Source organism: Catonella morbi ATCC 51271, from assembly GCF_000160035.2.
Classification (GTDB): Bacteria; Bacillota; Clostridia; order Lachnospirales; family Lachnospiraceae; genus Catonella; species Catonella morbi.
The window spans coordinates 288,875-300,610 of sequence record NZ_KI535368.1; the positions used below are offsets into that span (position 1 = coordinate 288,875).

At 41.7% G+C, this 11,736-nt stretch carries 5 protein-coding genes, 1 tRNA gene and 3 rRNA genes; all 9 read left to right on the forward strand.

The annotated features are described in order from the left end of the window. Positions 1-128: 128 nt before the first annotated feature. The 9 genes from GCWU000282_RS08395 to GCWU000282_RS08435 all read left to right on the forward strand — a co-directional run bounded on the left by GCWU000282_RS08395 (position 129) and on the right by GCWU000282_RS08435 (position 11,684). Entirely contained in the window at positions 129-1,319 is a 1,191-nt protein-coding gene (locus tag GCWU000282_RS08395; RefSeq protein WP_023354651.1) for a cation diffusion facilitator family transporter, read from the forward strand. A 573-nt stretch (positions 1,320-1,892) separates the two neighbouring features. Beyond that, positions 1,893-3,426, forward strand: a 16S ribosomal RNA gene (locus GCWU000282_RS08400). A 192-nt stretch (positions 3,427-3,618) separates the two neighbouring features. Next, positions 3,619-3,736 (forward strand): 5S ribosomal RNA (gene rrf, locus GCWU000282_RS08405). Between the two features lie 4 nt (positions 3,737-3,740). Next, positions 3,741-3,814 (forward strand) — tRNA-Ile (locus GCWU000282_RS08410). A 407-nt stretch (positions 3,815-4,221) separates the two neighbouring features. Beyond that, a 23S ribosomal RNA gene (locus GCWU000282_RS08415) occupies positions 4,222-7,118 on the forward strand. The 16S, 23S and 5S rRNA genes sit together here with 1 tRNA gene alongside, the layout of an rRNA operon. Before the next feature lie 385 nt (positions 7,119-7,503). Then, complete coding sequence (locus GCWU000282_RS08420; RefSeq protein ID WP_035040090.1) at positions 7,504-8,163, forward strand: hypothetical protein; 660 nt, start codon at positions 7,504-7,506, stop codon at positions 8,161-8,163. A 15-nt stretch (positions 8,164-8,178) separates the two neighbouring features. Continuing rightward, positions 8,179-9,129 carry an acyltransferase family protein gene (locus GCWU000282_RS08425; RefSeq protein WP_023354653.1) on the forward strand — a complete coding sequence of 317 codons (951 nt, stop codon included), beginning with the start codon at positions 8,179-8,181 and terminating at the stop codon, positions 9,127-9,129. Positions 9,130-9,227: 98 nt separating this feature from the next. Next, positions 9,228-11,138, forward strand: a complete 1,911-nt coding sequence (locus GCWU000282_RS08430) for a motility associated factor glycosyltransferase family protein (RefSeq protein WP_023354654.1) — start codon at positions 9,228-9,230, stop codon at positions 11,136-11,138. A 27-nt stretch (positions 11,139-11,165) separates the two neighbouring features. Then, on the forward strand, positions 11,166-11,684 hold the full coding sequence (locus GCWU000282_RS08435) for an ATP-binding protein (protein ID WP_023354655.1): 519 nt from the start codon (positions 11,166-11,168) through the stop codon (positions 11,682-11,684). The last annotated feature ends 52 nt before the right edge of the window (positions 11,685-11,736 follow it).

Sequence of the window (11,736 nt, forward strand, 5' to 3'; positions counted from 1 at the left end):
AATTATTTGACAATTATTTGGCAGTAGACCGGAAATTGACTTGCAAATGTTGAAATTTAAGTGTAGGGTAATAGAAATAGCATATTAAAAAATAGTTATATAATTTCATACAAGAGGAGGGAAGAAAAGTGGAAGAAAAGCAAAATGCTGAGAATAAAATGTCAAAACAGGGGATTGACAGTGTAAAAAGTAACTCAGATTTTAGAACCAAAAAGATAATTCAAACAAGCATAGCAGGGATTGTAACCAATATATTGCTTGCTGTATTTAAGGCAGTTATTGGTATTATGACCAATTCAATAGCTATAGTACTGGATGCTGTAAACAATGCTTCAGATGTAGCAAGTTCTGTGGTAACGATAGCCGGAACGAAGCTTTCTAAAAAAGAGCCTGACAAGGCGCATCCGTTCGGACATGGACGAATAGAATATCTGAGTGCGATGATAATAGCTGTTATTATACTTTATGCAGGTATTACCTCTGCCGTTGAGGCGGTAAAGAAAATAATTACTCCGGACATTCCTTCGTATTCAACAGTTCCGCTTATAATTGTTGCAGTTGCGGTTGTTGTAAAAATAGTTTTAGGGCGTTATGTGAAAACAGTAGGAGTTATGGTGAAGTCAGACTCACTTATTAATTCAGGTATAGATGCGAGTATGGATGCAGTGATTTCTGCAGCAACTCTTGTCGCGGCAGTTATATATTTGAATTTTAATATTTCAGTTGAAGCTTATCTTGGAGTGATAATATCAATTTTTATCATAAAAGCGGGAATCGATATGCTGAGAGAAACACTTTCGCACATATTGGGAGAAGCCGCGGATTCTACGTTGGCACAGAAAATAACGGAAACAGTGATGGAATTTCCGGAAGTGACAGGAGCTTATGATCTGGTCTTACATGACTACGGACCGGATGTTTATCAAGGCTCACTCCATATAGAAATTCCTGACATATATACAGCAGATAAAATTGATATGTTAACAAGGAAGATAGCAGTGGCTGTGTATGAAAAACATAATGTTGTTCTTACTGCAATAGGCATATACTCATTAAACTCCACTGATAAACTTGCTGTTCAAATTAAAGATACTATTGAAGAGCTTGTAATGATGAATCCATATATTCTGCAAATGCATGGCTTTTACTTTAATAAGGAAGAAGCCTCTATACGCTTTGATTTGGTTGTCAGCTTTGAAGCAAAGGATAGAAGGCAAGTATATGAGTATGTTGTAGGTAAGATTCAGAAACACTATCCGGAGTATAAGGTAGAAGCTGTTATGGATACTGAATATAGTGATGTGACCGATAATAAATAAATTACTTGAAAATATTACCTATCAATAAAATTCCTTATCTACAGATTAAAAATATATCTTGTGATTATATTACGTGGATTGTGAAAACTGTAATTTATGGTGTGATTAATTTTACATAAAATACATGAAGAATAGTATAAAAACAGCATGCTGAGAGAATTGTTAAAAACATATCAAACTTATTTCAAAAAACTTTAAAATAGTTGTTGACAAATATGTCAGATCTGTGTTAGAATACTATCCGTTGCCCCACAAGAGCTACTTAATAAAAAGCTTCAAAAATGTAGTAAATAAGCGGCTCTTAAGGCAGAGAACCTTGATAATTAAATAGTGAGACAATCTTGAAAATTCAAACGAACGCATACAGATAGTAATATCTGTATAACCTAGACATTAAATTCTTAATGAATACAAGTCGAAGACGAAGTATGAATTTAGAATTTAAGTCGTTCTTTCGAAGCTTAGCGAGAAAGAACACCCTTAAAAACAGTAAAAATTATCAACTTTAGCCGGTTGATAACGGAATAAGCAAGAGATGATAAATGTCAGCTTGTTCTGACAAAGGCAAACACTTTTTATGAGAGTTTGATCCTGGCTCAGGATGAACGCTGGCGGCGTGCCTAACACATGCAAGTCGAACGGAGATTACGGACGGAAGTTTTCGGATGGAAGACTGTAATTCTTAGTGGCGGACGGGTGAGTAACGCGTGGGCAACCTGCCCTATACAGGGGGATAGCAGCTGGAAACGGCTGGTAAGACCGCATAAGTCGGTTAAATCGCATGATTTGATCGGGAAATGAGCAATCAGGTATAGGATGGGCCCGCGTCCGATTAGCCAGTTGGCAGGGTAAAAGCCTACCAAAGCGACGATCGGTAGCCGGACTGAGAGGTCGGACGGCCACATTGGGACTGAGACACGGCCCAAACTCCTACGGGAGGCAGCAGTGGGGGATATTGCACAATGGAGGAAACTCTGATGCAGCGACGCCGCGTGAGTGAAGAAGTATTTCGGTATGTAAAGCTCTATCAGCAGGGAAGATGATGACGGTACCTGACTAAGAAGCCCCGGCTAACTACGTGCCAGCAGCCGCGGTAATACGTAGGGGGCAAGCGTTATCCGGATTTACTGGGTGTAAAGGGAGCGCAGGCGGTTTTGCAAGTTGAGAGTGGAAGCAGGGGGCTCAACCCCCTGACTGCTCCCAAAACTGTAAAACTTGAGTATGGGAGAGGCAGGCGGAATTCCTAGTGTAGCGGTGAAATGCTTAGATATTAGGAAGAACACCGGTGGCGAAGGCGGCCTGCTGGACCAAAACTGACGCTGAGGCTCGAAAGCGTGGGTAGCAAACAGGATTAGATACCCTGGTAGTCCACGCTGTAAACGATGAATACTAGGTGCTGGGATGCATAAGCATTTCGGTGCCGTCGCAAACGCATTAAGTATTCCACCTGGGGAGTACGTTCGCAAGAATGAAACTCAAAGGAATTGACGGGGACCCGCACAAGCGGTGGAGCATGTGGTTTAATTCGACGCAACGCGAAGAACCTTACCCGGTCTTGAGATCCTCCTGAATACTGAGTAATGTCAGTAGTCCTTCGGGACAGGAGAGACAGGTGGTGCATGGTTGTCGTCAGCTCGTGTCGTGAGATGTTGGGTTAAGTCCCGCAACGAGCGCAACCCCTATTTTTAGTAGCCAGCGGTTAGGCCGGGCACTCTAAAGAGACTGCCGAGGATAACTCGGAGGAAGGCGGGGATGACGTCAAATCATCATGCCCCTTATGACCGGGGCTACACACGTGCTACAATGGCAGTTACAGAGGGAAGCGAAGATGTGAATCGGAGCAAATCTCAGAAAGGCTGCCTCAGTTCGGATTGTAGTCTGCAACTCGACTACATGAAGCTGGAATCGCTAGTAATCGCGAATCAGAATGTCGCGGTGAATACGTTCCCGGGTCTTGTACACACCGCCCGTCACACCATGGGAGTCGGAAATGCCCGAAGTCAGTGGCCTAACCGTAAGGGAGGAGCTGCCGAAGGCAGGTCTGGTGACTGGGGTGAAGTCGTAACAAGGTAGCCGTATCGGAAGGTGCGGCTGGATCACCTCCTTTCTAAGGAAGAAGAAGTAGAGATTGTCTTACTGTTTAGTTATCAACGAGCAACGTGGATGCGAAAGAAAAAATTGTGAAAGCTTGCTTTCAGACAAATTTTTATGAGCGGACACAGTGCGACTTACTCTAGCGAGGACGAACGAAGTGAGTTCAAGCTAGGAGGAAGGTGCGAGTTGTGGATAACGAAGTATTTCTAGTGACGATGCGTCCGGGGGTCACACCCGTTCTCATCCCGAACACGAAGGTTAAGGCCCGGGCGGCCGATGGTACTGCACTGGAGACGGTGTGGGAGAGTAGGTGGTTGCTAGATTTATGGGCTTATAGCTCAGCTGGTTAGAGCGCACGCCTGATAAGCGTGAGGTCGATGGTTCGAGTCCATTTAAGCCCACTCAGGATAATATCCTGAAATGTACCTTGAAAACTGCATACCGAAACATTGTTTTCTTATATGAATGCAAGCCGTAGGCGAAGCATGAATTTAGAAAACAAGTTGTTCTTTCGAACGTAAGTGAGAAAGAACTTCAACAACATCGAGCGTTCTTTTTTTGTAAAACAAAGAAAGAACAAAACAATGTATTAAAAAGATTTAATACTGATACGCTAGTCAGTGTTAAATTAAAGAGAACCAAAAGAGTTATCTAAAATACAGTTGAGATAGGTCACTCGCAGAAATACTTCGTATTTCCGCTCGTGATAGGCGTTTCGTAGAAACGCCACCATCTGTCTATAGACCGCCGTTTACAAGCAAGCTTGCAACGACGTCCCATAGACATCTGGCCTTCCCATCTCAACTCAGGTCAAGTTACAAAGGGCGCAGGGCGGATGCCTTGGCACCAGGAGCCGAAGAAGGACGTGATAAGCTGCGAAAAGCTGCGGTGAGGAGCAAATATCCATTGATCCGCAGGTATCCGAATGGGGAAACCCGGCAGAAAGAACTTCTGTCACCGTATGATGAATCCATAGTCATACGGAGGGAACCCGGCGAACTGAAACATCTAAGTAGCCGGAGGAAGAGGAAGAAACATCGAATCCCTAAGTAGTGGCGAGCGAAAGGGGACGAAGCCCAAACCAAGGATTTATCCTTGGGGTTGAGGACCACAGACGAAGAAGCAGTAGGTAGTAGAACGGTTTTGGGAAAGCCGGCCAAAGAGAGTGAAAGCCTCGTATACGAAACAGACTGTGATTCAGTGGTATCCGGAGTACTACGGGACACGAGAAACCCCGTAGGAAGCAGGGGGGACCACCCCCCCAAGGCGAAATACTACCTGGTGACCGATAGAGTATAGTACCGTGAGGGAAAGGTGAAAAGAACCCCGGGAGGGGAGTGAAAGAGAACCTGAAACCCTGTGTCTACAAGCTGCGGAAGCACGACTAACGTGCGACCGTGTACTTTTTGTAGAACGGTCCGGCGAGTTGCCGTTGCTGGCAGGTTAAGTACTTAAGGTACGGAGCCGAAGGGAAACCAAGTCTTAACAGGGCGATAAGTCAGTAACGGCAGACCCGAAACCGGGTGACCTACCCATGGCCAGGATGAAGTCTGCGTAAAAGTGGATGGAGGTCCGAACACACGTCTGTTGAAAAAGGCGGTGATGAGCTGTGGGTAGCGGAGAAATTCCAATCGAACTCGGAGATAGCTGGTTCTCCCCGAAATAGCTTTAGGGCTAGCCTCGGTATAGTCTAATGGAGGTAGAGCACTGAATCGCTGCGGGGGCGTCAAAGTCTACCAAAGCGTATCAAACTCCGAATGCCATATAGATGTTTACCGGGAGTCAGACTGTATGAGATAAGTCGGACAGTCAAAAGGGAAACAGCCCAGACCATCTGCTAAGGTCCCAAAGTGTATGTTAAGTGGTAAAGGATGTGGGGTTTCGAAGACAACTAGGATGTTGGCTCAGAAGCAGCCATTCATTCAAAGAGTGCGTAATAGCTCACTAGTCGAGAGGTCCTGCGCCGAAAATGTCCGGGGCTGAAACATAACACCGAAGCAATGGAACATACCGTAAGGTATGTTGGTAGGGGAGCATTGATAACACGAAGAAGCGGTACCGTAAGGAGTCGTGGAGAGTTATCAAGAGAGAATGCCGGAATGAGTAGCGAGATGAAGGTGAGAATCCTTCAGGCCGTATATCCAAGGTTTCCAGGGTAAAGCTGATCTTCCCTGGGGAAGTCGGGACCTAAGCTCAGGCTGAGAAGCGTAGGCGATGGACAACTGGTTGATATTCCAGTACCTCTGGCTATCAGAAATGTGGGGACACGGAGATTCAGGAAGTGCCTGTAAAGGATTCAGGTGCAAGCATGGTTTATGCCGGGCAGGCAAATCCGTCCGGGAAATTGAACTGTGTGATGCGGACCGAAATATAAGTAGGGAAGCTTCTGGGAGAGCCGTCAAGAAAAGCCGCTATTGTGTAGTCAGAGCCCGTACCGTAAACCGACACAGGTGGATGGGGAGAGTATCCCAAGGCCGGCGGGAGAAGCATTGTTAAGGAACTCGGCAAAATGGCCCCGTAAGTTCGCGATAAGGGGTGCCTGTAGAGATACAGGCCGCAGAGAATAGGCTCAAGCAACTGTTTAGCAAAAACACAGGTCTATGCGAAACCGTAAGGTGATGTATATGGGCTGACGCCTGCCCGGTGCTGGAAGGTTACGGGGAGTGCTTAGGAGTAATCCGAAGGTACGAACTTAAGCCCCAGTAAACGGCGGCCGTAACTATAACGGTCCTAAGGTAGCGAAATTCCTTGTCGGGTAAGTTCCGACCCGCACGAAAGGCGTAATGATTTGAGCGCTGTCTCAACAATGCACCCGGTGAAATTGAAGTACCAGTGAAGATGCTGGTTACCTGCGCCAAGACGGAAAGACCCCATGGAGCTTTACTCCATCTTGGTACTGGGATTAGATATATGATGTACAGGATAGGTGGGAGACTGAGAAGCAGGGACGCCAGTTTCTGCGGAGTCAATGTTGGGATACCACCCTTCGTGTATCTGGTTTCTAACCTTTGCCCGTGATCCGGGCAGGGGACAATGCCAGGAGGGGAGTTTGACTGGGGCGGTCGCCTCCGAAAGTGTATCGGAGGCGCTCAAAGGTTCCCTCAGAATGGTTGGAAACCATTCGCAGAGTGTAAAGGCAGAAGGGAGCTTGACTGCGACACCGACGGGTGGAGCAGGTACGAAAGTAGGACTTAGTGATCCGGTGGTATGTAAGTGGGAATGCCATCGCTCAACGGATAAAAGCTACCCTGGGGATAACAGGCTTATCACTCCCAAGAGTTCACATCGACGGAGTGGTTTGGCACCTCGATGTCGGCTCATCGCATCCTGGGGCTGTAGTAGGTCCCAAGGGTTGGGCTGTTCGCCCATTAAAGCGGTACGCGAGCTGGGTTCAGAACGTCGTGAGACAGTTCGGTCCCTATCTGGCGCAGGCGCAGGATATTTGAGGAGAGCCGTCCTTAGTACGAGAGGACCGGGATGGACGAACCGCTGGTGGACCGGTTGCAGTGCCAGCTGCACGGCCGGAGAGCCAAGTTTGGCAGGGATAAACGCTGAAGGCATCTAAGCGTGAAGCCCCCTCCAAGATAAGATATCCCATAGCGTAGGCTAATAAGACCCCTTAGAGAGTATGAGGTTGATAGGTCAGTGGTGTAAGCAGAGTAATCTGTGTGCCTTCTGATACTAATAGGTCGAAGGCTTGACCAAAGAAAAGGAAAAAAGATGTTGTATTCGGTTGCAGTTTTGAAGATATATGAGATAAAGGACACTTAGGTGTTCTTTTTTTTGTGTATATCACAATAAAAAGAAACCACCGGCTATGCCGGTGAGTCTCCAAATAGCTTTAGTTTCAAGAAAAGATTTCCTGTGATTAACAAAAAATTTTTCAAAATTTCCTATTAAACAAAAATCTATTCGATGGATGTAAAGCTTTCTGTAGCGAAGTTTGCATTGTGGTACTGCTTGAGTGCGAAGTGTGTGTTTGCACAACTTTTTAGAGAAATTTAAGTTAAAAGTAAATGAAAGTAAATAACCATATGCTAATATTAAATGTATGATATATATTCATTATAATAGTAAAGGAGAAGGATTTATGAAGAAAAAAATAGCTCTTTTAATGTGTTGTGCGGTTATGACATCAACACTTTTTGCCTGTGGAGGAAAAAACGATTCTAAAAGCAGTGCCAATGTGCCAAGTGCGGGTACATCCCAAAGTAAAAGTACAGCATCGGGGACAGGAAGTTCAGGTAATGGCAGTACAGCATCAGGTACTGATAATTCAAGCACCGGTAATTCTAAAGGTAGCAGCAGTACCTCAGGAACAGATATTTCCGGCTTGAGGGTAACCGAGCTTTTAAGTAAGATTTGTGAAGATACAAAGGTACCTGCTAATGATGTATTTGACTTGAATAAGGAGAGCTTTGAAGGATACAGCTTTATTAAATGGGTTGACGGAATTGAAGCTGCCTGCTCAGAGGGACAGATTACCACAGATGCCCATTCTTTGGTGCTTATAAAAGCAAATGGTGCTGATGCAAAGACTATGGCTGAGGACATAGCTAAGAAGGCGGATCCAAGAAAGTGGATTTGTGTCGGAGCAGAGGTAGGCAAGGTATTATATACTGATAAATATGTATTAATGGTTATGACATACGAAAGAGCCTTTGACGGAATTAAGACAAATTTTGAAAAACTTATGGGCGGAGATGAAGTTAAGGTTATTGACATGGAAAAATCCGGTAAACTGGAGTAAATGAGAGGAAACTAAATGGAATTAAAGAAAACTAAACAGCCGATTATGGGACTGGCAGCACTTCTTATTGTCTTATTTCATTTATTTCCGGCGTCAAGAAGTAATGATGTATTAAGCAGTGTTGTAAGATATATTGTAATGACAGGCTATATCGGTGTTGATATCTTCTTTTTTATGACAGGATATATGGCTCATTTTTCAAAGACTGACAATTACTTTCAGTATATTAAAAGGAAATTTTTAAATATATATCCGATATTTATCTTTTCCTGTATCCTGTTTGTTATTATGGGTAAGCTGTCAATAATGAAGGCGTTGTATACGGTTTTGGGAGTTGAACTTTTTTTAAGCGGGGGAGGATCTTTTCTATGGTTCATCCCTGCAATTATGATATTTTATCTTCTTGTACCGTTTTATAAAAAGCTTATAAAAAAAATGGGCAGTGCTCAGACTTTTGTGGCTTCTGTTATTGTTTGGGCTGCCTTGGTATTTGCCCTTGAAAATATCTTGACAAATCACAGTGTAAATATATTTTTATGCAGAATACCGATAATTCTGTTAGGAACAATGCTTGCAGCTTATGAAGGGAAATGGAAACAAACCTATAAGCTTACAGCGGGAGTTTTTCTGGTTGTCGTAGGAGTATTTTTGACTTGGAAATTTGGATATATGATAAAGGCGGATTTTTTTGTAAGTGATATATTTTATGTAATTGTAATTCCTAATATAATCGGAATTATCCTGCTTGCAGATGTAATCTTTGGAAAAGTCAAAACATATGTGTTTGAAGGTTTGGGCAAAATATCACTGGAATTATATTGCCTGCAAATGGTTTTTGGAAGCTTAATTTTCGGAAAAGTAATAAAATATGTAAGCAACAGTAAACTGGCTTTTTTAGTTGTATTTATATTGCTCATAGTTTTATCAGGTTTGATGCACACTGAAAAAAAGATTATAAAGCGATAAGTTTGGAAAACACTTTAAAAAAATATGTAGTTATAATAAAATAATACGAGTATGAGGTTCTTGAGATTTTTAAATTGGGTATAAGATAGGAGATTTATATGCTGGAAGAATTAATAAAGATTTGTGGGAACTGTGCCGAATTATTTTATCAGAATAAAAGTGAGGAAGCTTATAAAATATTGGATGGGATACTCACTTTTACAAAAACCAATCTTTTAAATATTTTTGAGGGATATTCAAACGAAATTGTGCAGTTGTTTATGGGGAAGTTAAGGATTCTCATAGATAGATATAATCATAAGGATAATCTTGGAATAGCAGATCTTTTGGCTTTTGAGCTCTTTGATTTTGAAAAGACAGTTTGCAAAGAAAGTGATTCTGAGAATGGTGTAAATCTGGGAGATGGATATTTTTACAGAGAATACAGTTTATATGACAGAAAGCTTGCAGGAAGAACCTTTGCTGAACAGTTTGTTAATTCAAAACCATATTCTACAGTAGTAGTGTTTGGAGATGATGAAACTGCAAATGATGAGCTTAAACATATTTTTGAGACAGATGATACAAAGACTCTGTATCTCGTGACAACTGAAATGGCAGGGAAGCCGGAAGTAGAGGAAAAATTATCTTCTGTTATAAATGTGCATAACAGAGAACTGGTGCAGCTTGTGTCATTTCCTAATTTTGATAGGATATACGAAAATAAATTTAATGAACTTAAAAGCAGGGTTAAATATTATATTAAACTGGAAACTTTTACGAAAAATTCGGGTATCAGAGATGCAAGTGAGATCGGGAAAAATATTTTAGACAATATTGAGTATATTTTAAATGGAAGCTCTGTAAACAAACTGATAGAGAGATTTAAATCAGAGGACTTGGGAGAGATTCCGGCTATCATAGTATCTGCAGGTCCATCATTGGATAAGAATATTAAAGAACTTAAGAAGGCGGAAGGTAAGGCTTTTATAATAGGTGTGGATTCTGCACTTCGTTCACTTCTTGATAACGGAATTAAGGTAGACCTGGCAATCAGTGTAGATCCTGCCAAGCATAGACAGCCTTTTGAACACGATAAAATTAAGGAGTTGCCTTTTGTATTCAAGGTGAATTCTCCTAACTTTGCTGTTAAAGCGAGCAAGAATAAAATCTTTTTTGAAGACGGTTATGGATTTAAGTATTATTCAGAAATGCTGAAATCTGTAGCTGGTGTAGAACTGGGAGAGACCAAGACAGGCGGCTCGGTTGCCAATAATGCATTTTCGCTGGCAGTGGATTTAGGCTTCAAAAAAATAATTTTTGTAGGTCAGGATCTGGCATTTACAGGCGGAAAGAACCATGTTACAGGATTTATAAATAAAGAAGTTTCTCTCAGAAATAAATCAATTCCAAGTATGGCAAAAGCAATAGGCGGAGGCATGGTAGAAACAAGTCTCCAAATGTCCTTCTACAGAGAATGGTTTGAGCAAAGAATACTTGAACTGGAGGGTGCTATAGAGGTAATAAACGCAACTGAAGGTGGAGCAGCTATAAAGGGAAGCAGTGAAATGTCTCTTGAAGCAGCTATTAAAGAAAATTGCAGCACAGAATTTGATTTTGAAAGTATAATTTCTTCAGTAGAACCTATATTATCAGAAGAAAAACAGCAGCAGATACATCTAAGACTTGATGGACTGAAAGAGGAGCTGGATGCCCTTGAAAATAAACTGAAGTCAGGGATAAGAGATTACCGGAAGCTGATTGAGTTTGAAAAGCTTGGTAAAGGAAATGAAAGTGAATACAGAAAGCTTATAAACAGGCTTGGTGAAATAAACCGCCTTGATGAAGAGGTAGCTCTGCTTGATTTTACAAGGCTCTTCTATAAGGAAGGCGAAGAGGGAATTACAGACGATATCTATACCGGAGAGGGACTTTCAGTTACTGATATAGCGAGGAAGGGTGAAGCCCTGCTTAAAAGCTATATCAAAGGAGTAGATAAATGCAGAGTGGCTATTGAGGGTAATAACTAATAAATTTGAAGTTATAGAGGTATTAAGATGGAAAACTGTGTTTATATTATTTCCGGTCCTCCGGGTGTTGGGAAAAGCAGTGTTAGTAATGAGCTGGCCTATACTTTTAATAAAAGTGCCGTAATAGAAGGAGACATGATTTATTTAATGGTCAAAGGCGGTTTGGTAGCACCCTGGGAAGATGACGGCTACTATATGGATTTGTTCTGGGATAATATAATCAGTATTACCAATAATTTAATTGATAGGAATATTACAGTAATAATAGAATACGTAATATTCGAAGAACAAATCAAAAAAATTAAAGAGTTTCTTCAAAAGCGGCAAATTAAATTAAAATACTGTGTTTTACTGGCAGAAGAACAGACTCTTAAAGAAAGAGATTTATCCAGAAAAGAGATAGAAAGAACCGGTGATTTATCAATTAAATCAAGAAATGAGTTTTTATCTAAAAATATTAATAAGAATAATTTGCTTTATACTGATAATTTAGATATTAAAGAAACTGCAAATATAATAAAATCTTCAGATAGATTCTTTGTTTAAGAGAGACAATACAGTTTTATAAATGTAATTATTTTAGTTGCAGAAGTCAGGT

Bases quoted from the DNA above. Each gene is read 5' to 3' on its own strand.
- GCWU000282_RS08425 (WP_023354653.1), top strand. From the start codon at position 8,179: ATGGAATTAAAGAAAACTAAACAGCCGATTATGGGACTGGCAGCACTT.
- GCWU000282_RS08435 (WP_023354655.1), top strand. From the start codon at position 11,166: ATGGAAAACTGTGTTTATATTATTTCCGGTCCTCCGGGTGTTGGGAAA.
- GCWU000282_RS08420 (WP_035040090.1), top strand. From the start codon at position 7,504: ATGAAGAAAAAAATAGCTCTTTTAATGTGTTGTGCGGTTATGACATCA.
- GCWU000282_RS08430 (WP_023354654.1), top strand. From the start codon at position 9,228: ATGCTGGAAGAATTAATAAAGATTTGTGGGAACTGTGCCGAATTATTT.